Genomic DNA, 25,678 nt, shown 5'->3' with positions numbered 1-25,678 from the left:
GGGCCGGGAGCTGGCGGGGACGCCTGAGATCAATCGGCGGAAGCGATGATGTCGGCGAAACGCTTCTGCGCCTCTTCGAGGGTCATGTCGGGCTTGGCGAAGAACTCCGAAAACAGGTCCTCCTTCTGCTTCTGGCTGTCCTGCGAGAGCAGCTGGTCCGTCCACGGGATGACCGCGCCCTTGGCCAGGATGGCGAGGCCCTTCTTCATGCAGTCATTGGCCGCGTCGAGGTCGACGTCGCCGCGCACCGGCAGCGAGCCCTTCTTGAGGTTGAAGGCGACCTGGGTCTTGGGATCGAGCAGGGTTTCGGCCAGTACTTCCTGCGCCTTGGCCTTGTCGGCATCCTTGAGCAGCGGGAAGTAGAAGGCGTCGCCGCCCGTGGCGATGACCTCGTTCAGGCCAAGGCCGGGAAGACAGGTATAGTCCTTGCCGGCGGTCTTGCCGGCGACCTGGAACTCGCCTTGGGCCCAGTCGCCCATGATCTGGCCTCCGGCCTTGCCGGTGATGACCATGTTGGTGGCCTGGTTCCAGTCCTGCACATTGGTGTTCTTGGCCATCTTGCGCGCATCGTCGGCTGCCTTGAAGACCTTGGCGACTTCGGGACCGGCGGCGAACTTGGCGTCCTTGTCCTTGTAGACCTTGAGGAAGGTGTCGGTTCCGCCGACCGCGGCAAGCAGCACGTCGAAGGCGCCCGACGCCTGCCAGGCCTGCCCACCGACCGCGAGCGGCACGATGCCTGCCTTCTCCAGCGCCGGGGCCGCGGCCACATATTCATTCCAGTTCTTCGGCACCGGCACGCCGGCCTTTTCGAAGGCCGCGTTCGACAGCCAGAGCCATTGCCAGGAATGGATGTTGACCGGAACGCAATAGATCTTGCCGCCGATCGTGCAACTGTCGAGGAGGCTCTTGGGCCGCACCACTTCCGTCCATTTGCCCTTGGTGGCGACATCGGTGAGGTCGCGCATCAGGCCGGCCTGCACCAGTTCTTCCGCCTGCCGGCCATGATTGAATTGGGTGGCTCCCATCGGATCGCCGCCCGTGATGCGGCTGATCATGATCGGCCGCGCCGTGCCGCCGGATCCGGCGATGGCACCGTCGACCCAGTGATTGCCTGTGGCGTCGAATGCCTTGGCGAGTTCGGCGACCGCCGCCGCCTCGCCACCGGAGGTCCACCAATGGGTGACTTCCAGATCGGTCGCGGCCGCTGGCCCGGCGGCGTTGAGCGCAACTGTCGCGGCAAAGGCAGCGGTCAGGAATTTGTATCGCATTTCGGCTTCCTCCCAGAAATCTGAAACGTTACAGATTTTCGATACGGCAATTGCGCCGATGGTGCAACCCCGGCCGTGCGGATGACCTTACATTTTTTCGAAGCGCGAATAAATTCTTGCAGCCCGCCGCGTGTGCTGCATCGCAACACGCCGCGATTGCAGTGCAAAACGGTCAATATTTCCTGTAAAACTCGGCAAAGTCGCCGCGAAGGCGGCATTTCGCCTTGGATTCCCAAGAGAATTTGCCCACCAGATATCCGCAACCATACTGGCGCACGACAAGCCGAGATTGGCAATCTGTAACGTTTCAGTATATTGCAGCCACACAAGGCCTGAAATCACGCCGGATTGCGGATTGCGGCGATTGCCGACCCGGCCTGCGGCTGCTATGCGCCTGACGGGCGGGAAGAATGGACAAACAGCGGACGGAAAAAAACGAAGAGGCGTCGACGCGAGAGCGGCCGACGCTGAAGACGCTTGCCTTCATGACCGGGCTCGGCGTCACCACCGTATCGCGCGCCCTGAAGGATGCCCCGGAGATCGGCGCCGAGACCAGGCGCCGCGTCCAGCTCGTCGCCAAGCAGATCGGCTACCGGCCCAACCGTGCCGGCGTGCGCCTCAGGACCGGCAAGACCAATGTCATCAGCCTCGTGCTCAACACCGAGCAGGAGATCATGAGCTTCGTCTCCGACATCATCTACGGTGTCACCGAAGTCATCGCCGACACGCCCTACCACTTGATCGTCACACCCTATTCGCGCTCGCAGGATCCGCTGGATCCGGTGCGCTATCTCGTGGAGACCGGTTCGGCCGACGGCGTCATCATCTCGCGCACGCAGCCGAACGATCCGCGCGCCCGCTACATGCTGGAGCGCGGCATACCCTTCGCCACGCATGGCCGCACCGATATGGGGCTGGTTCATCCCTACCATGATTTCGACAACTACGCCTTCGCGGCCGAGGCCGTGCGCCATCTCGCCGGCATGGGCCGCCGCCGGCTCGCTTTGGTGACGCCGCCGGTCGGTTTGAGCTACTACCGCCATACGGTCGACGGCTTTGCCGACGCGCTGAGCGAAGTCGGCGCCAGCGAGGTGCCGTTCAACACCATCTCGATCGACCATTCGATCGAACAGATCAGGATGAGGACCGCGCAACTGATGCGGCGCGACATCAGGCCGGACGGCATTATCAGCAGCGCCGCCGCCGCGACGCTCGCCATCGTCGCCGGTATCGAGGATGCCGGGTTCAAGCTCGGCCGCGACGTCGACGTGGTGTCGAAGCAGTCGTCGGATCTGCTGCATCTGTTCCGGCATGAATTGCTGGTCGTCAACGAAGATTTCAGGCTGGCCGGCTCCGAGCTTGCACGCTCGGTGCTCGGCTGGATCGGTGGCACCGCGCCCGGCTCGCTGCAGAGCCTGAGCGAGCCGAAGGGCGTCGTGGCCTATCGGCGCTCAGGCGACTAACCCGCGGCGCCGCTGCCCCACGGGCCGTGGAACGCACCCTGCTCGCCGATGCGCTCGAAACCATGCGCGCCGAAGAAGTCGCGCTGCGCCTGGATCAGGTTCGAGGTGCCGCGGCCCTGGCGGTAGCTGTCGAAATAGGCAAGCGCCGAAGACAGAGCCGGCACCGGCGTCCCGGCTTCGGAAGCCCTCGCCACGATGCGCCGCAGCGACGGATGCGCCTCCTGCATCAAGCTGATGAAAGCCGGCGCCATCAGCAGGTTGGTCGAAGCGCCGCCACTGCTGAAGGCCTCGGCCATTGTGTCGAGCATTTGCGAGCGGATGATGCAGCCGGCGCGCCAGATCTTGGCGATGGTCGGCATCGGCAGGTTCCAGTTGAACTCCTTCGAGGCGCCGGCCATCACGGCAAAGCCCTGCGCGTAAGCAGCGATCTTGCCGGCGAATAGCGCCAGTTCGAGGTCTTTCAGCAGCGTGTCCTTGTCGCCCGAAATTTTCGTCACGCCGATATTGCCATAGGCCTTTTCGGCTGCCTGCCTTTCGTCCTTGATCGACGACAGCACGCGCGCCGCCACCGCCGCCTCGATCGCGGTCGCCGGAATGCCGAGCTGCTGCGCCTCGATGACGGACCACTTGCCGGTGCCCTTCTGGCCGGCGCGATCGAGGATGATGTCGACCACCGGCTTGCCGGTCTTCGGATCGTCGGCGGCGAGCACCTTGGCGGTGATCTCGATCAGGTAGGAATTGAGCCGGCCCTTGTTCCAGTTGGAAAATACCGTGCCGATCTCCTTCGGCCCCATGCCCAGGCCATCGCGCAGGATGCCGTAGATCTCGGCAATCATCTGCATGTCGGCATATTCGATGCCGTTGTGGATGGTCTTGACGAAATGCCCGGCGCCGTCGGTGCCGAGCCAGGCCGCGCACGGCTCGTCCTTGAACTTGGCCGAGATGGCGGTCAGCACCTTTTCGACACGCTTCCAGGAGTCTTCGGTGCCGCCGACCATGATCGACGGCCCATGGCGCGCGCCCTCCTCGCCGCCCGAGACACCCATGCCGATAAAGGTCAAACCCGAGCCGGACAGTTCCGAGAAGCGCCGCATCGTGTCGCGGAAATTGGCATTGCCGGCGTCGATGACGATGTCGTTGGCCGACAGCACGCCGCGCAGCGCCTCGATCTGCTCGTCCACCGGCTTGCCGGCCAGCACCATGATGATGATCGGGCGCGGTGGCCGGATCGCCGCGGCAAGCTCTTCCAGGCTGTAACAGGGGACGACCATGTTCCTGAGCGCACCGGCATTCTCCACGAAGGCGTCGGTGCGTGCCTTGGTGCGGTTGAAGACGGCGATGCGGTGCCCGTGTTCGGCGATGTTCAGCGCCAGGTTGGAACCCATCGTGCCAAGGCCGATCAGGCCGATTTCGGCTTTTTCCATCGTTTCTTCCCTGCTTTCGGATCGCTTTGTTGAGGCCGTGTTTTGCGGGCGATGATTGACGAGCGTTTCGGGCCGCGTCAACCGCCTCGCCGAATTGTGTTATAGCCGCACGCAGACGTTTCCCGTTCGACAATGGTATCACATCCGTGAGTTACGGCCTGATGTCGATCGGCGCCTCGATCTTCACCACGTCGAAGTCCGAGACCAGGATGTCGATGCGCGCCATCCAGCGGCCGGGCACTGGAATGACGAGATTGTCGACACGCCAGCTGCCATCGCCGGGCTTGGTTGCTGCGCGCTTCAGCGGCTCGATGCCGGAGTCGGGCTTCGACAGCACCAGCGTCACTTCCTTGGCATCGAGCGGTCCCAAATCCCCGGTCATGATGATCATCGAGGCGGAAACCCGGCCGGCGTGGCCAGGCGTGATGCTGAGATCGGCCATCGCCTGCAGCGCGTGGATGTGGACCGAAACCGGTTGCGCCGCCGCGATCGCCAGCGCCCGTGGTGGTGGCGTGAAGCGCCAGCCCGCGGCGACACCGAAGATCGCCAGCACGATCAGCACTTCGACGCCGACCGAGCGGGTGAGCCTGCGTTGCACCTCGGTCGCGCCCGCCTCGGCCGAAGCGGTAAGCTTCCAGCGGTTGACGGCGGCAAGCGTGAACAGGAAGACCAGCAGCGCGAGCTTGACCAGCAGCAGCCGGCCATAGGCAGTATCGATCAGCGCCGAGGGCGTCTGTACCTGGATCACGGCCAACACGGCGCCCGCCCCGGCAAGCAAGGCGACCACGGGCAGGATGGCCCATGAGAAGCGGCGCAGGAATTCAACGGCGCCGGCCGCTTGACGCTTCAGCGCTAGACCCAGCGGCACCAGAGCGCCGGCCCAGAAAGCGATACCGGCGCCATGCACGAAAACCAGCGGCCGTGTCAGCCACTGCGGCTCGGCGGCACTGGCGTGGCCACTTGCGGCAAGTGCCGCGCCCACACCGGCGAGCCCGACAAGGGCAAGCGGCCTGGCAGCCGCGCGCGGTCCGGCCAGCGAAAGCAGGCCGAGACCCAGCGCGATCAGAGCGATCAGCACCGTCCAGCCGAAGCTGGTGCCGAGACCGGTGCGCCAGACAACCGGCTGCGCCAGATGGGAGAGCGGCGCTCCAAGCGCATCGAGGCCTTGCAAGCCCAGCGATAGCGGCGCCGCCACCAGTCCGCACAGGATCGTCCCGGCAACAAAGCGCTGACCGGCGCGGCCATCGCCAGCCAGCCAGGCAAGGGCGAAAGCGCCGCCAATGCCGAGGAAAAGCCCTGCATAGAGAAGGACCTTGCCGATCCAGATCGCCGACCGCAGCGGCCAGTCGATCGCTTCGGAGACGGCCGGCGGCTCGCTTGGCGCGCCGATGGAAAACAAGAGCGAGCCGCCGACCGGATGGCCGTCGGCGGAAATGACACGCCAGCTCAGCACATGCGTGCCCGATTTGAGCGCCTGCGCATTGTCGATCTCGACCGTCTGGTCGCTGAGGCGGAAGGATGTCAGCGCAACCGGCGTGCCGTCGGGCCTCACCAGCGTCAGCACCAGCGGCGCAACCGGCTCGCTGAAGGTCAGGGAGAACCGCGCCGGCGCCTGTGCCAGCACGGCGCCGTTGGCCGGGTCGGTCTTGATCAGCGCCGCATGGGCAAAGGCCTGGCTTGTCGAGGCCATGACGATGAACGCGATGACCATCGCGAAAAGACCGGGCCAGCCGAATCGCTTGCTGGTCGTTGCGGGCCTTTGAAGTGGGGATCTCGCGTTCATGCTGTCGCCATGGAATTGGCGGCGCACCTTGCCGACAGGGCGCGCCGCCAGAAAATCATTTCTTCGGCGTGAGCTTGATGCCGGGCGCCGGGTTCTCAAGCGCGTCCTCATCCTGTCCGGCCGCCGGAATCTCGATCCAGCGGGCGGCGGCATCGCCGCATTCCTGCACCACCGGGAAGTAGAGTTTCTGGCCGGCGGGCAAATCCGCCGTCAGCGTCGCCCGGAAGGCGAACTCGTCGTAAAATTCATCCGGCAGATTGCCGCCGCTCCAGTCGACTTCCTTCACCCCGTCGGCCACCGCCTCGCCGTAGAGCAGGTACGACTTCTCGTACTTGCCCTTCTTGGTCTGCAGCGTCCAGCCAGGCTTGGGCATCGGCTTGACCGCGATCACCCCTTCCGGGATCTGCACGCGTACGGCGGTCGTCGCCTTGCCGTCGCAACCATGCGGCACGCGCAGCACTGCTTTGTAAGTCGAGCCGACCGCCGCCTCCTGGGTCTCGAGCGTGATGTGCGCGAAGGCGGCATTTGTCCCCAGCACAAGAAACGCGCCGGCCGCCAAAAGATATCTGATCATGATGGTCCCTCTGATGTCAAAATTGGTGGATCGGAACGATCAATTGGCGTGGTCGTCCATGCCACCCATTTCGCCCATGCCCTCGACGGCGAACTCGACGCTGACCGTACCGGCCTTCTCGAAGGTCAGCGTGGCGGCGAACTTTTCGCCCTGCTTGGGTTGCCGCTTCAGGCCTATGAACATCAGGTGATAGCCTCCGGGCGCGAGCGCGACCTTGCCGCCTGCCGGGATTTCCAAGCCACCGTCCACGGGCCGCATGGTCATGACGCCGTCCTTGACCCCCATTTGATGCAGTTCGGCCTTTTCGGAGACGTCGGAGGAGATCGACAGCAGCCGGTCCGGTGTACTGCCCTTGTTGACGATGGTGAAATAGCCGCCGGCCACCTTGGCGCCAGCCGGCGTGGCGCGCGACCAGGGGTGTTCGATTTCGAGATCGCCGACCTTGAATTCATGCGCCGGGACGGCCTGGACGCCAACGAACAACAGGGCAAAGGCCAATGTGATGATGCCGAGATCGGCTTTGAAGCGAGACAGGGTGCGGCCGAACGCGATGCCCGCCGACATACGGAAAGAATGGGACATGGTTGCTCCATGACGTGATGATCGCGCCGTCGCCGGTCGCGAATGGATTTGCTCTTGGATGAGTACGCTCGCGAAAGGTTCCGCAAGCAAGCAGGCTCAACCCGCCATCGGCGGCGCGCGCGGGTTCGACGGGGAGCGTTCGCGGGCGAAGTCGAGATGCGTGGTCGCCGAGAAGACGAAGGCGACGGCCTCGAAGGAAAGGGACGCAAGTGCAAGCCCGGCATCGGGCGGCGGCGCATAGGCCGGCGAAAACATACTGCAGCCAAGTGTGCAGCAGGCCGGCAGGTGGGACGGATGCTGGTCGCCGCCGGGAAGCTGGGAGGCGCCGTCGTGGGTACAGATGACGTTGCCGAAGGCGTCGAGCTGCGCGGCACTCGGCGCGGTGCTGAAGGCGAACGCACCAAGTGTCGACTGGAGCAACAGCAAATAGGCCGCGACAAGCACGACCGGAATGCTCCACCGTCTCTCCGGGCCGATCAAGCCATCTGCCTCTTCAAACAATCGATGACGATACCTAGCACGGCCGAGACAGGTCGAAAATCGCCAATTCGCTGCTGCGGCAACGCGGCAGGATCAGCTCTTTTGGGATGGCCGGCTTTCCGGGATCGAGGTCAGCAATGTCTGGCGTGCCGACTTCAGATGCCTGCGGCAGGCTGCATCGACCTTGCCGAGGTCGCGCGACTTGAGTGCCTCGATATAGGATAGATGCTCGCCGATCGCGACTTCGTTGCGCTCGCGTTCCTGCGCCTTGTTCCACTGGTAATGGTAATGGAAGATCATGGCGATGACGTCGTAGAAATCAACGATGAAGCGGTTGTGCGAGGCGCGATGGATAAGCCGATGGAAGCGCTCGTCCAGCTCCGAAAACTCATTGAAGCGCGTCGCGATCTCGCGTGCCAGAGCGCGGTGTTCCTCCTCCAGCCGGTCGAGATCCCCCCAGACCGGACTATCCCGCGGCAGCGCGGTGAACGCGGCGGCCGAGCGCAATTCGAACATCTCGCGGATCTCGGTCAGTTCCAGTGCGAAGGCCCGTGTAAAGCCTTTCAGCACCCAATGGCTGTTGCGGCGTTTCTCGATCAGGCCGAAACGGGAGAAGCGGATCAGGAACTCGCGCACGCTGGTGGTGCCGACGCCGATCTCACGCGCCAGTTCGAGCTCGTTGACCTGCATGCCGGCCTCGGCGCCGCCGGCAAGCAGCCTGCGCATGAACGACCGCTCGATGATCTCGGCCAGCGTGTCGGTCTCTTCCTCGGGGAAGAAATCGTCGGGACGCGGGTCGCGCAGCACCGTCTTGGCACGCTTGTTCCAGGCGATCAGCCCGGTTTCCTCCATACGCGCCAGGATGCTGCGCACGGTTGTGCGGCTGACGCCGAGCAGCCCGCCCAGTTCGGGTTCCGAAGGCAGGCTGCGCGTCTCGTCGAGCAGCCTGAGGCACCGGTTGTAGGCATCCTTGTAGACGTTGTTGCTCTTCGACATCCCCTGCCCCACTCATCCCGCGCTTGCGGCGGCCGGCTTGAAGCGCAATATGACCTTCCCAGAACCCTGAAAAGCAGGAATCGCTTTCACTGGGTCAGGCTCATTGTTTCCAGCGCCACCAAGGGCCGAACCCGAGCGAAAAAACAATTGACGCAAAACTGTTTTTTCACGATAAAAGACATTAGCTCTTAACAGGCGCGTGTCAATCCGCGCATCCCAGGATCACCCAGGAAACACCCGTGAACGTCTCGAACACCATTCTTCTATCTCCCGCCGACAATGTCGCCGTTGCCAATGGCCGTATCGAGATCGGCACCACGCTGCCGGGCGGCGCGCTCGCTGCCGCCGTCATCGAGCCTGGCCACAAGGTGGCGATCAAGTCGATTGCCGCGGGTGAGGCTGTGGTCAAATACGCCCAAGCGATCGGCCGCGCTACACAGGACATCGCGCCGGGCGAGCATGTCCATTCGCACAATCTGGTTTTCGAGGCCGGTCGGCTGCCGGTGGTGCCGCCGAGCGAGGCCGAGCATGCGACGGAGGCCGACCGCGCCCGCACTTTCATGGGCTATCGCCGAGCCGATGGCCGCGCCGGCACGCGCAACTTCATCGGCATCATCGCCAGTGTCAATTGTTCGGCCACCGTCTGCCATTCGATCGCCGACACCGCCAACAGGACGTTGCTGCCGAAATATCCCGGCATCGATGGCTTCGTGCCGATCGTCCATGGCCAGGGCTGCGGCATGAGCGGCACCGGCGACGGCATGATGGTGCTGCACCGGACCTTGGCCGGCTATGCCCGCCATCCTAATTTCGGCGGCGTGCTGATGGTCGGCCTCGGCTGCGAGGTCAACCAGCTCACCCTTTACGGCCAGAAAGGTGCCGCCGCCGGCAAGCGCCACTTCAACATCCAGGATGCCGGCGGGTCGCGCAAATCGGTGGAAAAGGCGATGGGCGTACTGGCCGAGATATCAGAGGAAGTCGGCCAGTTGAAGCGTGAGCCGATCCCGGTCAGCGAGATCGTCGTCGGCCTGCAATGCGGCGGTTCCGACGGCATGTCTGGTATCACGGCCAATCCGGCGCTGGGCGCGGCGGTCGACATTCTCGCTGGCGTCGGCGGCATCGGCATCCTCTCCGAGACGACGGAAATTTATGGCGCCGAGCATCTGCTCGCCTATCGCGCGGCGACGCCCGAGGTCGCCAAGAAGCTCGATGGCTATGTGAAATGGTGGGAAGATCACGTCGCCAAGCATGGCGCCTCGATCGACAACAACCCCTCGCCCGGCAACAAGCGCGGCGGCCTCACCACCATCCTGGAAAAGTCGCTCGGTGCCGTCGCCAAGGGCGGCCAGACGCCGCTCAACGGCGTGTTCGGCTACGCCGAGAAGGTCACCGGCAACGGGCTGGTGTTCATGGACACGCCCGGTTACGACCCGGTCTCGGCCACCGGACAAGTCGCAGGCGGCGCCAATGTCATCGTCTTCACCACCGGCCGCGGTTCCTGCTTCGGCTGCCGGCCGACACCGTCGATCAAGGTCGCCACCAACTCGACCATGTATCACCAGATGGAAGAGGACATGGACGTCAATTGCGGCGTCATCGCCTCCGGCGAAAAGACCATTGCCGGGATGGGCCGGGAGATCTTCGAACTGATTGTCGAGACGGCTTCGGGCCGCAAGACCAAGAGCGAGGATTTTGGCTACGGCGACAACGAGTTCGTGCCCTGGCATCTCGGCGCAACCCTCTAGTTCTTGTATTCGCGCCACGGACTTTCGTGGAATTGTCTTGGATTGATGTCTTGGGATCCGCCGGCTGCGGCGGCAACGGGGAGGTTGTGCATGGAAAGACGCCGCATCGGCCAGACGGCGCTGGAGGTCACGGAAGTCAGTTTCGGCGGCGCCGCGATCGGCGGCCTCTACCGCGCCTGTTCGCGCGAGGCGGCGATGGAAACGCTGCAAGGCGCCTGGGAAGCGGGCTTGCGCTATTTCGACACCGCGCCCTTCTACGGCTTCGGCCTGTCGGAGCGTCGCTTCGGCGACTTCCTGCGCTACAAGCCACGCGATTCCTACGTGCTTTCGACCAAGGTCGGCCGCCTGTTCCGCCCGGTGCCGGAAGACCAGGTTCCCGACCACTCCTATGTCGATCCGTTGCCCTTCGCGCTGGACTACGATTATTCCTATGACGGCATCATGCGGTCGGTCGACTTCAGCTATGCACGCCTTGGGCTAAACAGGATAGACATCCTGTATGTGCACGATATCGGCGTCTACACGCATGGGGTCGAGAAGACCAAGCTGCATTTCCGCCAGCTGATGGATGGCGGGCTCAAGGCGCTCGAGGAGTTGAAGCGGGCCGGTACGATTTCCGCCTATGGGCTCGGCGTCAACGAAGTCCCAATCTGCCTTGACGTGATGCGCCGGGCGCCGCTCGACTGCATCCTGCTCGCCAGCCGTTATTCCTTGCTCGACCGCAGCGCGGAAGCCGAACTGCTGCCGCTGTGCCGTGCGCAGCAGACGTCGCTGGTGATCGGTGGCGTTTTCAACTCGGGCATATTGGCGACCGGGCCGGTGCAAGGCGCCCATTTCGACTACCAACCCGCCAGCCACGATGTGCTCGACCGTGTCGACGCCATGGAGAGGATCGCCGGTGAAGGCGGTTATCCGCTGCCGGCGGCCGCGTTCCAGTTTCCATTGCACGAGCCAGCCGTCGCCACCGTGCTGACCGGCACGGCAAAATTGGCGAACCTGACGCGCAACCTCGAACTGCTCGATATCGACGTGCCGGAGACGGAATATGCCAAGTATCGTCCCTACACGGTGGTGCAGGAACTGCCTTGAGGCCCCGCACTTCGCGATGTCCATAAGGGCAGGGGCCGACTTCACAATGTCGCGATCCAGAAAGAACGAACATTCCATATTGACTGGTGGATGGAATTAATATTCCATACACTCTCGGAACGGAAACGGAAGCGCCTGACTACGACAAGGGAGGAGCCGCGCTGGCAGGCGGGGCATTGTCAGGCCTTTGAAGGACTGACTGGAAACACCGCTTGCATCGGCTGGATCGATGCACTATCAAAACAGTGCAACTGTTTTTTATTGATAAAGTTCTGTTTGGGCCACGCCTATCCGAACGGAGCTTCCGTAAACGTTCACCGGGCGACTTAGGGAGGATCCTAATGAAATTCGTGACCAGCATTCTCAACCGCCGCGCCGTCATGGCCCTGGCGGCAGCCTCGATGCTCACCGGCGTCATGCATACCGCACCGGTTTCGGCGGCGGACGTGACCATTCCGATCATCGTCAAGGACACCACGTCCTTCTACTGGCAGATCGTTCTGGCCGGCGCCCGCAAGGCCGGCAAGGATCTCGGCGTCAATGTGCCGGAGCTCGGCGCCCAGGCTGAAACCGACGTCAACGGCCAGATCTCGATCCTCGAGAACGCCGTCGCCGGCAACCCGGCCGCCGTCGTCATCGCGCCGACCGAAGCCAAGGCGCTCGGCAAGCCGATCGACGAGGCCGCGGCCAAGGTCAAGGTCATCGGCATCGACTCGGGCGCCGACTCGAAGGCCTTCACCTCGTTCCTGACCACCGACAACGTGCAGGGCGGCCGCGTCGCCGCTGACGGTCTCGCCGCCGCCATCGGCGCCGCCAACGGCGGCAAGGTCGAGGGCAAGGTTGCGCTTATCACCGCGCTCCCCGGCGCTGGCTCGCTCGAACAGCGCGCGCAAGGCTTCAAGGAACAGCTCAAGGCCAAATATCCCGGCCTCGAACTGATCGCCGACAAATACGCCGACGGCCAGGCCACCACCGGCCTCAACATCGCGACCGACCTGATCACTGCCAATCCGGACCTGAAAGGCATCTTCGCGTCAAACCTGATCATGGCGCAAGGCGTCGGCCAGGCGATCGCCGAGAACAAACTTGCCGGCAAGGTCGGGCTGATCGGCTTCGACAGCGACGAGAAGCTGATCAAGTTCCTCAATGACGGCGTCATTTCCGGCCTCGTCGTCCAGGATCCGTACCGGATGGGCTATGACGGCATCAAGACCGCGCTTGCCGCCTCGAAGGGCGAGAAGGTGGAGGCAAACGTCGACACTGGCGCCAATCTGGTGACCAAGGACAACATGAAGGATCCCAAGATCGACGCGCTGCTCAACCCGAAGCTCTAAGCAGCCCGTGTTCGAAACCGTTTCCGGGGCGTCGCGCCCCGGAAACATCCGCCGCCACAAGCGGCTTGGCAATCGGCCGGCTTCGGCTAGGCTGTTTGAAAAGACGATCGCAGCCTCGCCGGGTGCCAGCCGCGAGGCCAATCTGGGAGGATCGCCATGACGCCGACGGCGCACGAACTGCATCCGGCTCCCACGCTGGAGCCCGGCAGGACCATCCTCGAATTGCGCGGGCTAGAAAAGCGTTATCCCGGCACTCACGCCTTGAAGCCGGTGGACCTTGCCTTCAAGGCAAGCGAGATCCACGCCATCGTCGGCGAGAACGGCGCCGGCAAATCCACGCTCATCAAGCTTTTGACCGGCGTCATGCCGCGCACCTCCGGAGAAGTGATCTGGGAGGGCCAACCGACTGCACTGGCGACCCCGCATGAGGCAATGGCGCTCGGCATCAACGCCGTGCACCAGGAGGTCGTGCTGTGCCGCCATCTGACCGTCGCCGCCAACATGTTCCTCGGCGAGGAGAATTCGCGCTTCGGGATCCTGCAGCAGCGCGCCATGGTCAGGGAAGCGCAGAAGATCATCGATGATCTCGGCTTCGACTTGCCGGCGCATGTCACATTGGGCGATCTGACCATTGGCCAGCAGCAGCTGATCGCCGCCGCCCGCGCCACCGTGCGTGGCACCAAGTTCCTGATCTTCGACGAGCCGACCGCCTACCTGACCCGCAAGGAGGCCGACCAGCTCTTCACCTTGATCCGCCGGCTGAAGTCGGAGGGCGTGACGATCATCTATATCAGCCATCGCATGGAGGAAGTGTTCGAGCTCGCCGATCGTGTTTCGGTGCTGCGCGACGGCACGCTGGTCGGCACCAGGAACATCAGCGAGACCAATGACGCAGAACTCGTCAAGCTGATGATCAACCGCTCGATCGAACAAATCTACCACAAGGATCATTTCACTCCGGGTGCCGCGATCGTCGAGGCCAGGAACTTGTCGGGCAAGGGCTTCGAAAACGTGTCGATGACAGTCCGTGCCGGCGAGATCGTCGGGCTCTACGGCCTGATCGGCGCCGGACGCAGCGAATTCGTCACCACGCTCTACGGCCGGCACAAGAAGTCGGCCGGCCAGGTCCTGTGGGAAGGCAAGGATGTCCAGATCAACTCCGAGCATGACGCGATCAAGCTCGGCATGGCGCTGGCGCCGGAAAGCCGCCGCGACCAGGGCCTTTGTCTCAACCTGCCGGTTGGCCTCAACCTCAATTTGCCGATCTACAAGCGCATCTCCAGCAATCTGTTGATCTCGAACGCGAAAGAGAAGGCCGAGGCCGACCGCCAGATCGCTGGCCTCAGGATCAAGACGCCGACGCGCCATGCGTTGGCGTCCAGCCTTTCGGGCGGCAATCAGCAGAAGATCGTCATCGGCAAATGGCTGGCCCATGGCGCCAAGCTGTTCATCTTCGACGAGCCGACGGTTGGCGTCGATGTCGGCACCAAGGCCGAAATCTACCGCCTGTTCAGCGCCCTCTTGTCAAAGGGCGCCGGCATCATCCTGATCTCGTCCTATTTGCCGGAAGTCTATGAACTGGCCGACACGCTACACGTGTTCCGCCGCGGCAAGCTGGTGGCCACGCACGGGTTCCACACCGCCGATCACGAGGACATTCTCACACAGGCGCTCGCCGAGAAACAAGAAAAGTTGGGAGGAAAGATATGAGCACCGAGGCGATTCCTGCCGAAAAACCGAAGCGCAATTACAACGCCCTGTTCGGACTGACGCTGCTGGCGCTGCTGGTGCTGCTGTGGGTCATCCTGTCGTTATCCACATCGAGCTTCGCGTCGGCCAACAACATCTCGAATCTGCTGCGCCAGGGTTCGATGATCGCCATTTTGGCTGTCGGCCAGACCTTCGTCATCATCACCGGCGGCATCGATCTGTCCGTCGGCGCGGTGGTTGGCTTCGCAACCGTCATCGCCGCGATGTTGATCAATGCCGGCGTCCCGGTCTTCCTCGCCATCCTGCTCACCTTGCTGGTCGGCGTCGCCATCGGCCTCTTCCATGGTTTTGGCATCGTCAAGATGGGCCTGCCGCCTTTCATCATCACGCTGGCGACCCTGACGTCGCTGCGCGGCATTGGCCTCTTGATGACCAACGGCAATTCGATTTCGATCAACAATGATGCTTTCCAGGAATTCTCGCGCAACTCCTTCCTCGGCGTCCCCAATCTGTTCTGGATGGTCCTGCTGGTCGGCATACCCGCCTATGTCTTCCTGCATCACAGCCGCTGGGGCCGGTATCTGTTCTCGGTTGGGTCGAACGCCGAGGCCTCGCGCCTGTCCGGCGTTAACGTCCAGCGCACCATCTTCATGGCCTACACGCTGTCGGGTCTGTGCGCGGCGTTCGTCGGCGTGCTCTTGGCTTCGCGCATCGGCATCGGCAACCCGACCCAGGCCGAAGGGTGGGAACTGCAGGCGATCGCCTCGTCGGTGATCGGCGGCACCTCACTGTTCGGCGCGGTCGGCTCGGTGCACGGGCCACTGCTCGGCGCCTTCATCCTGGCGACCATCAACAACGGCGCCAACCTGCTCAACGTCAACGCCTTCTGGCAGCGTGTCATCACCGGCGTGCTGATCATCGTCATCGTCTATTTCGATGGCCTGCGCCGCCGCGGCGGCAAGTAGTCAACGAACCGAAAAACGAACTCCGGCCCAGTATCAAAACGGGCCGGCGTTTTCGTAAACCCAAATTGGACCGAACCATGAAAGCCGTCGTCTGCCGCTCGCCCGGCGAACTCATTCTGGAAGACCGTCCCGCTCCCGGCTCGCCGCCTCCCGGCTGGGCACTGGTGGCGGTCAGCCATGTCGGCATCTGCGGCACCGACTATCACATCTTCGAGGGCAAGCACCCGTTCCTCGCCTACCCCCGCATCATGGGCCACGAAGTGTCTGGCACCGTCGTCGAAGTCGGCGAAGGAGCCGGTCTTGCGGTCGGCGAACCGGTGATCATCAACCCCTATCTCTCCTGCGGCAAATGCATCGCCTGCCGCCACGGCAAGCCCAATTGCTGTGTGCGCATCGAAGTGCTCGGCGTGCATCGCGATGGCGCCATGTGCGAACAGATCCTGGTGCCGACGCAGAACCTCTATCCCACCAACGGCCTGTCGCTCGCCGACGCCGCCGCCGTCGAATTCCTGGCCATCGGCGCCCATGCCGTGCGCCGCGCGCGTTCCGAGCCCGGTGCACGCACGCTGGTCATCGGCGCCGGTCCGATCGGCCTCGGCACCGCCATCTTCGCCCGCATCGCCGGGCTCGACGTCAGCTTGCTCGACATGAGCAGCGAAAGGCTGGGCTTCGCGTCAAGCGAGCTCGGCTTCTCGGTCCTTGACGGCTCGCATGCACCCGTGTCCGATCTGGTGCGCGACGCGACTGGTGGCGAAGGCTTCGACGTGGTCTTCGACGCCACCGGCAACACCTCCTCGGTGCAATCGGCCTTCGCCCATGTCGCGCATGGCGGCACGCTGGTGCTGGTCAGCGTCGTCAAGGACGACATTGTCTTTTCCGATCCCGAGTTCCACAAGCGCGAGATGACGCTGGTCGGCAGCCGCAATGCGCTGCGAGCCGATTTCGATCATGTCGCCGCCTCGATCCGCAATGGCGCCGTGCCGCTGGCCAAGCTCGTCACCCACCGGACCACGCTGACCGATACGCCAGGGGATCTCGCACGCTGGGTCCATGAAAAGTCGGGCCTGATCAAGGCCGTGATCGAGATCGGATAGCCGGGGCGTTACAGCGCCGACAGCTTCAGCTCCACCCGCTCGGCCGGAAAACGTGACTCCGAAAACTGGATCGGCTGGCCGTCGGGCGTGACGTTGACCGCCACCGTCACCAGCACGATGGCGCCCGGCTGCAGATCGAGATCGGCAAGATCGGCGGCGTCGGCATGGCGCGCCGAGAGCACGGTCGATTGCCTGAGATAATCGTCGATACCGAAACGCGCGAGCGACGCGGTGATCGAACCGGTCTGCGCCATCGCCTCGTCGATGCCGGCAAAGCGTCTGGCATCGAACCAGCTGGCAGCACGCGACACGGACCGTCCATCGGCCTCGCCGCGTGTTTCCAGCCGCATCACGTCAGCGCCCCTGGCAAGGCCAAGACCCTCGGCGACACGCTGGCTGGCCGGCTCGATCGATGAAGAGAGCAGCACGATGTGTCGTTCCGACGTCTGCCCCTGCAGGCCCGCCGAGAAGCGCGTACGCGCGCCGATCGGATAGGACAGCCGCTTGCGCGACAAGACGAACGTGCCGCGCCCTTGCTCGGCCCGCAGCACGCCCTCCTGCACGAGGGCCGATATGGCGCTGCGTACTGTGTGACGGTTGACGCCGTAGCGCTCGGCCAGCGCGACTTCGGGCGGCAGCGCGGCATTTTCGGCGAAATCGCCAATGGCAATCGCTTGCAGGATCCTGTCGGCGATCTGGCGCCATAGTGAAACACCGCTGCGCCGCTCGATGCTGTCGGCCGCTTGCTGCCCGATCATGTTTTGCCCCCGCCTGTCACGCACCCGTCATGGACTCGCGTTAGGTAATATGTATAATTTGTATAGTTGTCTATATCAATAGACAAATCTGGCGAAGAGGAAAGCTGCCGATGCGAGGACAGGAAGCCCGCGACCAGGCCGAGCGCAAAGCCGCCATGGCGACGCTGGCGCAATCCAGCGGCGACGACATCGTCCGGCTCTGGAACGAGGCCGGCCTGCCTTCGCAAGCCGAGCTGCTGCGCGGTCCCGAGACCGGCCTGGTCACGCTGCGTGGCCGCATCGGCGGCGGCGGCGCCCCCTTCAACGTCGGCGAAGCGACCGTCACCCGCGCCACGGTCCGGCTGCCGTCCGGACAGGTCGGTCATTGCTACGCGCTTGGCCGCGACAAGCAGAAGGCGAAGCTGGCGGCCATCGCCGACGCGCTCTGGCAGGACCCTGCCCGCCGCGCTGAGGTCGAGACCAGGCTCATTGCACCCTTACGCTCGGCTCTGACCGTTGCCCACGAAAGACGCCGCGCCGAGACGGCGGCGACGAAAGTGGATTTCTTCACCATGGTTCGCGGAGAAGATTGATGGATATCGCGGCACAATCAATCGAGGGCGGTTTCGCCGATCCGGTCTTCAACGCACAGACCGTGTTTCGGGCAGTCATGGACGCCATGGCTCGGCCGGGCAGCGTCCAGCCCTTGCCGGCCCTGGCCCGCCCGCCGGCGCCGCTTTCGGCGACATCAGGCGCCATCGCGCTGGCGCTCTGCGACAACGACACGCCGCTCTGGCTCGACCCGGCCCTGCACGCCTCCGCGGCGATCGGCTCCTGGCTTGGTTTCCACACCGGTGCGCCGCTGGCCAACACACCGGCCGACGCGCATTTCGCGTTTATTGCCACACCGGCCGAGATGATGGCGCTCGACGGTTTCTCGCAGGGCACGCAGGATTATCCCGATCGATCGACGACGCTGATCCTGCAGGTCGGCGATCTCACTTCAGGGACCCCGCTGTTGCTCGAAGGCCCCGGCATCGAAACCAGCGCCACGATCGCGCCGGCACAGATGCCGCGCCATTTCGTCGAGCAGTGGAAGCAAAACAACAAGCGCTTTCCGCGCGGCGTCGACATCATCCTCGCCACATCGGAAGGCATAGCCTGCCTGCCGCGCACGACGCGCACCAAGACGATGGAGGCGTAAGATGTATGTCGCGGTAAAGGGCGGCGAGGCCGCCATTGCCAACGCCCACAGCCTGCTCGCCGATCGCCGGCGCGGTGACCGCTCGGTGCCGGCACTGCGCCTCGACCAGATCGTCGAGCAGCTGGCGCTCGGTGTCGACCGGGTTATGAGTGAAGGCTCGCTCTATGACCGTGAACTGGCCGCCCTCGCCATCGTCCAGGCGCGCGGCGACATGATCGAGGCGATCTTCCTGGTGCGCGCCTATCGCACCACACTGCCGCGCTTCGGCTACACCAAGCCGATCGACACCGGCGCCATGCTGGTCGAACGGCGCGTCTCGGCAACCTACAAGGATCTGCCCGGCGGCCAGTTGCTTGGCCCGACCTTCGACTATACGCATCGGCTGCTCGATCCCGAGCTTGCCGCCGGCGCCGATGTCGCCGAACCGCTGCAGCGCTCCGGCGAAGCTGAGCCCATGCCGCGTGTCTCGGCCATTCTCGCCCGCGAAGGCCTGATCGAGCCCGATGGCGACATGCCGCAGGACCACATTCCCGGCGACATCACCCGCGAGCCGCTGGAATTCCCGATGGCGCGCGACATCCGCCTGCAGGCGCTGTCACGCGGCGACGAGGGTTTCCTGCTGGCGCTCGGCTATTCTACGCAGCGCGGCTACGCCCGCAACCATCCCTTTGTCGGCGAGATCCGCATAGGCGAGGTCGAGTTGGAGCTTGACGTTCCCGAGCTGCCCTTCGCGGTGCCGCTCGGCACGGTGCGGGTCACCGAATGCCAGATGGTCAACCAGTTCAAGGGCTCGGCCAAGGCGCCGCCGCAATTCACGCGCGGCTACGGTCTCGTCTTCGGCCAGAGCGAGCGCAAGGCAATGGCCATGGCGCTCTGCGACCGGGCGCTACGCGCCTCCGAGTTGGGCGAGGACGTCGTTGCCGCCGCGCAGGACGAGGAGTTCGTTATTTCACACTCGGACAATGTCCAGGCGACCGGCTTCGTCGAGCATTTGAAACTGCCGCACTATGTCGACTTCCAGGCCGAACTCGACCTCGTGCGCCGCATGCGCGCCGAGTATGAGGCCCGCGAAAATCCTGCGAAGGCGGAAGAAAACCGGGAGGCGGCGGAATGACCCTAGCTGCCACCATGCCCGCCGTCGGCGCCGCCATGGCCACCGGTCCCGCCATAGCCCGAAGCGCCGCCCACGGTCTCACCCCGCGCGCCCTCCTTCGGCGCGGGCAGAACCATTCTCCGAAGGACAAAGGCAACTGCGCCGATGAAAAGCAGCAGCAGGATTCCAAGGTGCATCCATCCGGCAGCGGTCATCTGAAGCTGTCCCGTTTCCAGCATCCTCTCAGTCAAATTCCTAGCACGAAGCGGATGTGATCGCCATGACCGACATCGCCACCTACAACTTCGCCTATCTCGACGAACAGACCAAGCGGATGATCCGCCGCGCGATCCTCAAGGGCATCGCCATTCCCGGCTACCAGGTGCCGTTCGCCTCGCGCGAGATGCCGATGCCCTATGGCTGGGGCACCGGCGGCGTCCAGGTCACCGCCTCGATCATCGGCCCCGACGACGTGCTGAAGGTGATCGACCAGGGCGCCGACGACACCACCAATGCTGTGTCGATCCGCGCCTTCTTCAAGAAGGTCGCCAACGTCGCCGTCACTACCGACACCGCCACCGCCAGCATCATCCAGACCCGCCACCGCATCCCCGAGCATCCGCTGACGGCGGGCCAGGTGCTGGTCTACCAGGTGCCGATTCCCGAACCGCTGCGCTTCCTTGAGCCGCGCGAGACCGAAACTCGCAAGATGCATGCGCTGGAGGAGTATGGCCTCATGCATGTCAAGCTCTATGAGGACATAGCCAAGCACGGCCGCATCGCCACCACCTATGCCTATCCGGTCAAGGTCGAGGGCCGTTATGTCATGGACCCATCGCCGACACCAAAATTCGACAACCCGAAAATGCATCGCTCGCCGGCCTTGCAGTTGTTCGGCGCCGGCCGCGAAAAGCGCATCTACGCCGTGCCGCCCTTCACCGATGTGGTGAGCCTCGACTTCGAGGACCATCCGTTCGAGGTGCAGACTTTCGACCAACCCTGTGCGCTCTGTGCGGCCGAGAACGTCTATCTCGACGAGGTCATCCTCAACGACCATGGCGGCCACATGTTCGTCTGCTCCGACACCGACCACTGCGAGAAGCGGCGCGAAGAGGGCCATCGCGGTCACCTTGCTGCCGAGGCTCATCCAGCGCCAGCAAACATGGAGCCGGCACAATGACTGACGAACCGCTGCTGCGCGTCTCGGCGCTGTCGAAATTCTACGGCTCGCGTGTCGGCTGCGACAACGTCTCCTTCGACCTGTGGCCGGGCGAGGTCCTAGCGGTCGTCGGCGAGTCCGGTTCCGGCAAGACAACGCTGCTCAACTGCCTGTCGACGCGGCTGTTGCCTTCCTCCGGCACCGCCAGCTACCGCATGCGTGACGGCCAGTTCCGCGAACTCTACCGCATGAGCGAGGCCGAGCGCCGCTTCCTGATGCGCACCGACTGGGGCTTTGTCCATCAGAACCCCGCCGATGGCCTGCGCATGACGGTTTCGGCCGGCGCCAATGTCGGCGAGCGTCTGATGGCGGTCGGCGATCGCCATTACGGCAAGATCCGCGCCACTGCGGTCGACTGGCTGTCGCGCGTCGAGATCGAGGAAGACCGCATCGACGACGAACCCCGCGCCTTTTCCGGCGGCATGCGCCAGCGCCTGCAGATCGCCCGCAATCTCGTCACCGGGCCACGGCTGGTGTTCATGGACGAGCCGACCGGCGGCCTCGATGTTTCCGTGCAGGCCCGTCTGCTTGATCTCCTGCGCGGTCTGGTCACCGACCTTGGTCTTGCCGCGATCGTCGTCACCCACGACCTTGCCGTGGCGCGGCTTCTGTCACAGCGCATGATGGTGATGAAGGACGGCCGCGTCGTCGAAAGCGGCCTCACCGACCGTGTGCTCGACGATCCGCGCGCGCCCTACACGCAATTGCTCGTCTCTTCCATTCTGCAGGTGTAACGATGCCGACCCCTCTCGTTGTCTCCGACGTCGCGAAGAGCTTCACCATGCATCTGCGCGACGGCATCAAACTGCCTGTCGTCTCCGGCGTCTCCTTCTCCATCAAGGCGGGCGAATGCACCGTGCTCGGCGGCCCGTCCGGCGCCGGCAAGAGCTCGATCCTGAAGATGCTCTACGGCAACTACGCCGTCGACGAAGGCCAGATCATCGTGACGCACGAGGATGGGTTGATCGATCTCGCCCATGCCAGCCCGCGCACCGTGCTTTCCATTCGCCGGCAAACGATCGGCTATGTCAGCCAGTTCCTGCGCACCGTGCCGCGCGTCTCGGCTCTCGATGTCGTCGCCGAGGCGCTGGTTGAACGCGGCGAGCAGCGCGAGGCAGCCCGAGCCAAGGCCCGCGCCTTGCTGGCCCAGCTAAACCTGCCGGAAAAACTCTGGATGCTGCCGCCGGCAACCTTCTCCGGCGGCGAGCAGCAGCGCGTCAACATCGCGCGCGGCTTCATCACCGAGCATCCGATCCTGCTGCTCGACGAGCCGACCGCATCGCTCGACGCCACCAACCGCGACGTGGTCATCGAACTCATCGCCGCCAAGAAGCTGGCCGGCGTCGCCCTGCTCGGCATCTTCCACGACCACGATGTGCGCGAGGCGGTGGCCGACCGCATCGTCGACGTCACCGCCTTCGCCCCGGGAAAACTCGCCGCATGACCAGGAAGCTGTCGGAGACGCCGCTGGTCCATCCGACGGCCGAGGTGCACAACTCGACGCTCGGCCGCTGGACCGAGATCGCCGACCGCAGCCGGGTGTCGGAAAGCGAACTCGGCGACTATTCCTACATGATGCAGGACTGCGCCGTCTGGTGCGCGACGATCGGCAAGTTTGCCAACATCGCGGCAAGCGTGCGCCTCAACGCCACCAACCATCCGACCTGGCGGCCGACGCTGCACCACTTCACCTACCGCGCGTCGGACTATTGGGATGACGCCGAGCATGAGAGCGAATTCTTCGCTGAGCGTCGCGCCAAGCGCGTCACCGTCGGCCACGACACCTGGCTCGGCCACGGCTCGACCGTCCTGCCTGGCGTGACCGTCGGCGACGGTGCCGCCGTTGGCGCCGGAGCGGTCGTCTCCAGGGACGTCGCGCCCTACACCATCGTCGCCGGCGTGCCGGCCAAACCGATCCGCGAGCGCTTCGACCGCCGCACCGCCGAGCGCTATCAGGCGCTTGCCTGGTGGGACTGGGACCACGCCACGCTGCGAGCCTCGCTCGACGATTTCCGCGAGTTGTCCGCTGAGGCGTTCCTGGAGAAGTACGATGGATAGGACAATTCCGGGAAAAGTCGGAACGGTTTTCCTGGAATTGTGTCAGGTGAAGAGACATAGCCCTCACATCATCGTCATAGGGCGGGCCTGTTCATATACCTGACACAGGACTCGGACAGGACGCCATCTCCCAAGGAGATCGCCATGCTCGACACTGTCAGACCCTCGCTCACTGCATTCTTTGCCGGCTCCAATCCGACGCCGCCGACACATCTCGGCACGCGTTACGACACGTCAGGCAACTTCCTCCTCGAGCCCGGCAATACCGTCGTCAGCCATCTGGTCAGCGGCTCGCCATCCGAAGCCGTGGTGCTTGCTGTGCGCGATCGGATGATGGCAATGCCCGACGCCGACCGGCTCGCCTTCACGCCGGTCTCCAGCCTGCACATGACGCTGTTCCAGGGCATCATAGAATATCGCCGCCGCTTGCCCTACTGGCCTCGGGACGTGCCGCTCGACACCGGCATCGACGCCATGACCCGCCTCTATCTGGAGCGCCTGAAGGGTGTCGAGGGCGCCGGCCCGTTCAATATCAAGGTGGTCGAGATCGTGCCGACCGGCCTCACCGTTGCCGGCGCGACCGACGAGGATGTGCGCATCATGCGTGCATGGCGCGATGCACTGGCTGTGCCTTTCGGCTACCGGCACCCCGACCATGACGCCTACGTCTTCCACATCACCTTCGCCTATCAGATCCAGCGTCTCGCCGACGACAGGGCTACTGGCTGGCAGGCGCTGTTCGATGAGAGCCTGGCGCTTTTCGGCCGGGAAGCCCCGGTGATCGAGATCAAGGCCCCCGCCTTCTGCGCATTCCGCGACATGAAGCATTTCGAGGAATTGCTGGTGCTCGGCTGATCGCCAGCAGGACGCCGGCCGTCGTATCTGTGGAGCGTAACAAAACTGACATGCTGGCGACATGGCAGGTTCATGTGGCTGCGTTAGGCGAGTGCCTGACGATCAATATGGACCGGACTGGAACCAGCCCATGTCAGCAAGCTCTGCCACGCTCGAAATCCGCGGTGTCAGCCGACGATTTGGCAAGAACACCGCCGTCAGCGAGGTCAACATCTCGATCCCGCAGGGGCAGATGGTTGGTGTCATTGGTCGTTCGGGCGCAGGCAAATCAACTCTTCTTCGCATGATCAACCGTCTTGTCGACCCCAGCCAGGGGTCGATTTTTTTTGACGGCGCCGAGGTTTCGCAGTTGCGCGGCTCGCCGCTCCGCCGCTGGCAACGCGACTGCGCCATGATCTTCCAGCAGTTCAACCTGGTGCCGCGCCTCGACGTGCTGACCAATGTGCTGCTCGGCAAATTGAACCACCGTTCGACCCTGTCCAACCTTCTCGGCATGTTTTCGCGCGCCGAGTGCGCGGAAGCGGTCGCCGCGCTCGAGCGGCTCGACATCGCCCGCACCGCACTTCAGCCCGCCGGCACCTTGTCGGGCGGACAGCAGCAGCGGGTCGCCATCGCCCGCGCCATGATGCAGCAGCCCAGGGTGATCCTGGCCGACGAGCCGATCGCCTCGCTCGACCCGCTCAATGCCAAGGTGGTGATGGATTCGCTGCAGGACATCAATCTGCGCGAAGGCATAACCGTCGTCACCAATCTTCATACGCTCGATACCGCCCGCACCTATTGCAACCGCATCATCGGCATGGCCGCCGGCAAGGTCGTCTTCGACGGGCCGCCCGAAGAGCTCAACCGCGAAGCCGTGCGTCTTGTCTACGGCGCCGACAGCAATGGCGGCGAGATATCGGAGGCCATCACCTCCACCAGCGTTGCCTTCAAGCAGAAAATCGCCGCATCCGCCGGACCGCTCGAACCCGCATTCCCGGGATACTGAGCCCGTTACGGGCCAATAGCGAGCGCCTGGATCGTCCGCCCGCGTCAAGGGCACTTGTCAAGATCAAGAACGCTGCCGGCGCGGGGCCGGAACTTACAGGAGAGACATCAATGTTCAGGAAGATGGTTTTCGGCGCCGTTTCGGTGCTCGCCATGGCCACCAGCATGGCCCACGCCGACATGAAGGAATTTCGCGTCGGCATTCTCGGCGGCGAAAATGAAACCGACCGGCTGCGCAACTACCAGTGCCTGGCCGACCACCTGAAGACCGAGTTCGGCTTCGAAAAGGTTTCGCTGTTCCCCGCCGCCGACTATGACGGCGTCATCCAGGGCCTGCTCGGCGGCACGCTCGACTTCGCCGAACTCGGCGCTTCCGGCTACGCCAGCGTCTATCTCAAGGACCCGAAGGCGGTCACCCCGATCCTCACCACCAAGCAGACCGACGGCTCCACCGGCTATTATTCGGTCGGCCTGGCGCTGAAGACCTCGGGGATCACCGACATCAAGTCGGCCAAGGGCAAGAAGCTCGGCTATGCCGATCCGGATTCGACCTCCGGCTACCTGATCCCGCTGACCCAGATTCCGAAGACCACCGGCGCCTCGAACGAGACCTTCTTCGCTTCGACCCAGTTCAATGGCGGCCACGAAAACAACGTTCTGGCGGTGCGTGATGGCAAGGTCGACGTCGCGGTCGACGATTCCTCGGGCATCGGCGACTTCAAGAACGGCTTCACCTCCGGCACCTTCCACAAGGAAGTCGCCAAGGGCGCCGTCGACCCCAACGACTTCGTCGAAGTCTGGCGCTCGGGCCTGATCCCGAACGGTCCGCTGGTCGTGCGCACCGCGCTCGGCGACGACATGACCGCCAAGCTGACCGCCTTCTTCACCGATCTCCCCAAGAAGGACAAGGCTTGCTTCGAAGGCGTCGAAGGCGGCGATTTTACCGGCTACGTTCCAGTGAAGCCCGACTTCTACAACGTCATCGTCGAAGCCCGTAAGGCAGCCATCGGCGGCTAAC

General features: G+C 64.0%; 26 protein-coding genes. 18 read left to right on the top strand and 8 right to left on the bottom strand.

All coding sequences use genetic code 11. The features are described from left to right. Positions 1–29: 29 nt before the first annotated feature. Positions 30–1,268, bottom strand: coding sequence for an ABC transporter substrate-binding protein (locus tag EJ077_RS04815; RefSeq protein WP_208700043.1), 1,239 nt, complete (start codon positions 1,266–1,268; stop codon positions 30–32). A gap of 410 nt (positions 1,269–1,678) precedes the next feature. Here EJ077_RS04815 and EJ077_RS04810 point away from each other — a divergent pair, with 410 nt between their 5' ends. Continuing rightward, positions 1,679–2,731 carry a LacI family transcriptional regulator gene (locus EJ077_RS04810; protein WP_135914966.1) on the top strand — a complete coding sequence of 351 codons (1,053 nt, stop codon included), beginning with the start codon at positions 1,679–1,681 and terminating at the stop codon, positions 2,729–2,731. On the opposite strand, the gene gndA is transcribed toward EJ077_RS04810, so the two are convergent. The 6 genes from gndA to EJ077_RS04780 all read right to left on the bottom strand — a co-directional run bounded on the left by gndA (position 2,728) and on the right by EJ077_RS04780 (position 8,570). Next, a complete protein-coding gene (gene gndA, locus EJ077_RS04805; protein WP_208700041.1) occupies positions 2,728–4,155 on the bottom strand; it encodes an NADP-dependent phosphogluconate dehydrogenase in 1,428 nt (475 codons plus the stop codon). The two genes, EJ077_RS04810 and gndA, sit on opposite strands and share 4 nt — an antisense overlap. A 151-nt stretch (positions 4,156–4,306) precedes the next feature. After that, positions 4,307–5,866: a copper resistance CopC/CopD family protein gene (locus EJ077_RS04800; protein WP_208702905.1), complete on the bottom strand. Its 1,560-nt coding sequence runs from the start codon at positions 5,864–5,866 to the stop codon at positions 4,307–4,309. 127 nt (positions 5,867–5,993) lie between these two features. Then, positions 5,994–6,512 (bottom strand): YcnI family protein, encoded by a 519-nt coding sequence (locus EJ077_RS04795; RefSeq protein WP_208700039.1) that lies wholly within the window; start codon positions 6,510–6,512, stop codon positions 5,994–5,996. A gap of 39 nt (positions 6,513–6,551) precedes the next feature. Continuing rightward, positions 6,552–7,094 (bottom strand): copper chaperone PCu(A)C, encoded by a 543-nt coding sequence (locus tag EJ077_RS04790; protein WP_208700037.1) that lies wholly within the window; start codon positions 7,092–7,094, stop codon positions 6,552–6,554. A gap of 96 nt (positions 7,095–7,190) precedes the next feature. Further along, positions 7,191–7,547, bottom strand: coding sequence for a DUF2946 family protein (locus EJ077_RS04785; RefSeq protein ID WP_208702904.1), 357 nt, complete (start codon positions 7,545–7,547; stop codon positions 7,191–7,193). Positions 7,548–7,667: 120 nt separating this feature from the next. Further along, positions 7,668–8,570 (bottom strand): GntR family transcriptional regulator, encoded by a 903-nt coding sequence (locus tag EJ077_RS04780; RefSeq protein ID WP_208700035.1) that lies wholly within the window; start codon positions 8,568–8,570, stop codon positions 7,668–7,670. Positions 8,571–8,809: 239 nt separating this feature from the next. Here EJ077_RS04780 and EJ077_RS04775 point away from each other — a divergent pair, with 239 nt between their 5' ends. From EJ077_RS04775 to EJ077_RS04750, 6 genes are all read left to right on the top strand, one after another. After that, complete coding sequence (locus tag EJ077_RS04775; protein ID WP_208700033.1) at positions 8,810–10,315, top strand: UxaA family hydrolase; 1,506 nt, start codon at positions 8,810–8,812, stop codon at positions 10,313–10,315. Positions 10,316–10,405: 90 nt separating this feature from the next. Next, positions 10,406–11,404, top strand: coding sequence for an aldo/keto reductase (locus EJ077_RS04770; RefSeq protein WP_208700031.1), 999 nt, complete (start codon positions 10,406–10,408; stop codon positions 11,402–11,404). A 341-nt stretch (positions 11,405–11,745) separates the two neighbouring features. Beyond that, on the top strand, positions 11,746–12,738 hold the full coding sequence (locus EJ077_RS04765; RefSeq protein ID WP_027144669.1) for an ABC transporter substrate-binding protein: 993 nt from the start codon (positions 11,746–11,748) through the stop codon (positions 12,736–12,738). A gap of 156 nt (positions 12,739–12,894) precedes the next feature. After that, complete coding sequence (locus EJ077_RS04760) at positions 12,895–14,448, top strand: sugar ABC transporter ATP-binding protein (RefSeq protein WP_208700029.1); 1,554 nt, start codon at positions 12,895–12,897, stop codon at positions 14,446–14,448. After that, complete coding sequence (locus tag EJ077_RS04755; protein ID WP_027144667.1) at positions 14,445–15,413, top strand: ABC transporter permease; 969 nt, start codon at positions 14,445–14,447, stop codon at positions 15,411–15,413. Before EJ077_RS04760 ends, EJ077_RS04755 begins: the two co-directional genes overlap by 4 nt. Positions 15,414–15,490: 77 nt before the next feature. Next, positions 15,491–16,507: a zinc-binding alcohol dehydrogenase family protein gene (locus EJ077_RS04750; RefSeq protein WP_208700027.1), complete on the top strand. Its 1,017-nt coding sequence runs from the start codon at positions 15,491–15,493 to the stop codon at positions 16,505–16,507. An 8-nt stretch (positions 16,508–16,515) separates the two neighbouring features. Here EJ077_RS04750 and phnF read toward each other — a convergent pair whose 3' ends face one another. Beyond that, entirely contained in the window at positions 16,516–17,265 is a 750-nt protein-coding gene (gene phnF / locus EJ077_RS04745; protein ID WP_127279887.1) for a phosphonate metabolism transcriptional regulator PhnF, read from the bottom strand. Between the two features lie 110 nt (positions 17,266–17,375). On the opposite strand from phnF, the gene phnG reads away from it, so the two are divergent. From phnG to phnD, 11 genes are all read left to right on the top strand, one after another. Further along, complete coding sequence (gene phnG, locus EJ077_RS04740; protein WP_208700024.1) at positions 17,376–17,837, top strand: phosphonate C-P lyase system protein PhnG; 462 nt, start codon at positions 17,376–17,378, stop codon at positions 17,835–17,837. After that, complete coding sequence (gene phnH, locus EJ077_RS04735; protein WP_208700022.1) at positions 17,837–18,448, top strand: phosphonate C-P lyase system protein PhnH; 612 nt, start codon at positions 17,837–17,839, stop codon at positions 18,446–18,448. Before phnG ends, phnH begins: the two co-directional genes overlap by 1 nt. A 1-nt stretch (position 18,449) precedes the next feature. Beyond that, a complete protein-coding gene (locus tag EJ077_RS04730; protein ID WP_208700020.1) occupies positions 18,450–19,562 on the top strand; it encodes a carbon-phosphorus lyase complex subunit PhnI in 1,113 nt (370 codons plus the stop codon). Then, a complete protein-coding gene (locus tag EJ077_RS04725; RefSeq protein WP_208700018.1) occupies positions 19,559–19,816 on the top strand; it encodes a hypothetical protein in 258 nt (85 codons plus the stop codon). The genes EJ077_RS04730 and EJ077_RS04725 overlap by 4 nt, the downstream gene beginning before the upstream one ends. A gap of 5 nt (positions 19,817–19,821) precedes the next feature. After that, positions 19,822–20,721, top strand: coding sequence for an alpha-D-ribose 1-methylphosphonate 5-phosphate C-P-lyase PhnJ (locus tag EJ077_RS04720; RefSeq protein WP_208700016.1), 900 nt, complete (start codon positions 19,822–19,824; stop codon positions 20,719–20,721). Continuing rightward, positions 20,718–21,494, top strand: a complete 777-nt coding sequence (gene phnK, locus EJ077_RS04715; protein WP_015315654.1) for a phosphonate C-P lyase system protein PhnK — start codon at positions 20,718–20,720, stop codon at positions 21,492–21,494. The genes EJ077_RS04720 and phnK overlap by 4 nt, the downstream gene beginning before the upstream one ends. Positions 21,495–21,496: 2 nt before the next feature. Then, positions 21,497–22,204, top strand: coding sequence for a phosphonate C-P lyase system protein PhnL (gene phnL / locus EJ077_RS04710; RefSeq protein ID WP_208700014.1), 708 nt, complete (start codon positions 21,497–21,499; stop codon positions 22,202–22,204). Beyond that, positions 22,201–22,818 (top strand): DapH/DapD/GlmU-related protein, encoded by a 618-nt coding sequence (locus EJ077_RS04705; protein ID WP_208700012.1) that lies wholly within the window; start codon positions 22,201–22,203, stop codon positions 22,816–22,818. Before phnL ends, EJ077_RS04705 begins: the two co-directional genes overlap by 4 nt. A 144-nt stretch (positions 22,819–22,962) precedes the next feature. Continuing rightward, on the top strand, positions 22,963–23,673 hold the full coding sequence (locus EJ077_RS04700; protein WP_208700010.1) for a DUF1868 domain-containing protein: 711 nt from the start codon (positions 22,963–22,965) through the stop codon (positions 23,671–23,673). A 130-nt stretch (positions 23,674–23,803) separates the two neighbouring features. Next, on the top strand, positions 23,804–24,661 hold the full coding sequence (phnC, locus tag EJ077_RS04695) for a phosphonate ABC transporter ATP-binding protein (RefSeq protein ID WP_208700008.1): 858 nt from the start codon (positions 23,804–23,806) through the stop codon (positions 24,659–24,661). 110 nt (positions 24,662–24,771) lie between these two features. Next, on the top strand, positions 24,772–25,677 hold the full coding sequence (phnD, locus tag EJ077_RS04690; protein ID WP_208700006.1) for a phosphonate ABC transporter substrate-binding protein: 906 nt from the start codon (positions 24,772–24,774) through the stop codon (positions 25,675–25,677). The last annotated feature ends 1 nt before the right edge of the window (position 25,678 follow it).

It is taken from the genome of Mesorhizobium sp. M8A.F.Ca.ET.057.01.1.1, assembly GCF_003952565.1.
Taxonomy (GTDB): Bacteria; Pseudomonadota; Alphaproteobacteria; order Rhizobiales; family Rhizobiaceae; genus Mesorhizobium.
The sequence above is the reverse complement of the archived record's forward strand: the minus strand, read 5'-3'. Positions and strand labels throughout refer to the sequence as shown.

What these genes read in the sequence shown, in the direction of transcription:
- EJ077_RS04815 (WP_208700043.1), bottom strand. Translation starts at nt 1,268, where the DNA reads ATGCGATACAAATTCCTGACCGCTGCCTTTGCCGCGACAGTTGCGCTC.
- EJ077_RS04810 (WP_135914966.1), top strand. Translation starts at nt 1,679, where the DNA reads ATGGACAAACAGCGGACGGAAAAAAACGAAGAGGCGTCGACGCGAGAG.
- gndA (WP_208700041.1), bottom strand. Translation starts at nt 4,155, where the DNA reads ATGGAAAAAGCCGAAATCGGCCTGATCGGCCTTGGCACGATGGGTTCC.
- EJ077_RS04800 (WP_208702905.1), bottom strand. Translation starts at nt 5,866, where the DNA reads ATGGTCATCGCGTTCATCGTCATGGCCTCGACAAGCCAGGCCTTTGCC.
- EJ077_RS04795 (WP_208700039.1), bottom strand. Translation starts at nt 6,512, where the DNA reads ATGATCAGATATCTTTTGGCGGCCGGCGCGTTTCTTGTGCTGGGGACA.
- EJ077_RS04790 (WP_208700037.1), bottom strand. Translation starts at nt 7,094, where the DNA reads ATGTCCCATTCTTTCCGTATGTCGGCGGGCATCGCGTTCGGCCGCACC.
- EJ077_RS04780 (WP_208700035.1), bottom strand. Translation starts at nt 8,570, where the DNA reads ATGTCGAAGAGCAACAACGTCTACAAGGATGCCTACAACCGGTGCCTC.
- EJ077_RS04770 (WP_208700031.1), top strand. Translation starts at nt 10,406, where the DNA reads ATGGAAAGACGCCGCATCGGCCAGACGGCGCTGGAGGTCACGGAAGTC.
- EJ077_RS04765 (WP_027144669.1), top strand. Translation starts at nt 11,746, where the DNA reads ATGAAATTCGTGACCAGCATTCTCAACCGCCGCGCCGTCATGGCCCTG.
- EJ077_RS04760 (WP_208700029.1), top strand. Translation starts at nt 12,895, where the DNA reads ATGACGCCGACGGCGCACGAACTGCATCCGGCTCCCACGCTGGAGCCC.
- EJ077_RS04755 (WP_027144667.1), top strand. Translation starts at nt 14,445, where the DNA reads ATGAGCACCGAGGCGATTCCTGCCGAAAAACCGAAGCGCAATTACAAC.
- EJ077_RS04750 (WP_208700027.1), top strand. Translation starts at nt 15,491, where the DNA reads ATGAAAGCCGTCGTCTGCCGCTCGCCCGGCGAACTCATTCTGGAAGAC.
- phnF (WP_127279887.1), bottom strand. Translation starts at nt 17,265, where the DNA reads ATGATCGGGCAGCAAGCGGCCGACAGCATCGAGCGGCGCAGCGGTGTT.
- phnG (WP_208700024.1), top strand. Translation starts at nt 17,376, where the DNA reads ATGCGAGGACAGGAAGCCCGCGACCAGGCCGAGCGCAAAGCCGCCATG.
- phnH (WP_208700022.1), top strand. Translation starts at nt 17,837, where the DNA reads ATGGATATCGCGGCACAATCAATCGAGGGCGGTTTCGCCGATCCGGTC.
- EJ077_RS04730 (WP_208700020.1), top strand. Translation starts at nt 18,450, where the DNA reads ATGTATGTCGCGGTAAAGGGCGGCGAGGCCGCCATTGCCAACGCCCAC.
- EJ077_RS04725 (WP_208700018.1), top strand. Translation starts at nt 19,559, where the DNA reads ATGACCCTAGCTGCCACCATGCCCGCCGTCGGCGCCGCCATGGCCACC.
- EJ077_RS04720 (WP_208700016.1), top strand. Translation starts at nt 19,822, where the DNA reads ATGACCGACATCGCCACCTACAACTTCGCCTATCTCGACGAACAGACC.
- phnK (WP_015315654.1), top strand. Translation starts at nt 20,718, where the DNA reads ATGACTGACGAACCGCTGCTGCGCGTCTCGGCGCTGTCGAAATTCTAC.
- phnL (WP_208700014.1), top strand. Translation starts at nt 21,497, where the DNA reads ATGCCGACCCCTCTCGTTGTCTCCGACGTCGCGAAGAGCTTCACCATG.
- EJ077_RS04705 (WP_208700012.1), top strand. Translation starts at nt 22,201, where the DNA reads ATGACCAGGAAGCTGTCGGAGACGCCGCTGGTCCATCCGACGGCCGAG.
- EJ077_RS04700 (WP_208700010.1), top strand. Translation starts at nt 22,963, where the DNA reads ATGCTCGACACTGTCAGACCCTCGCTCACTGCATTCTTTGCCGGCTCC.
- phnC (WP_208700008.1), top strand. Translation starts at nt 23,804, where the DNA reads ATGTCAGCAAGCTCTGCCACGCTCGAAATCCGCGGTGTCAGCCGACGA.
- phnD (WP_208700006.1), top strand. Translation starts at nt 24,772, where the DNA reads ATGTTCAGGAAGATGGTTTTCGGCGCCGTTTCGGTGCTCGCCATGGCC.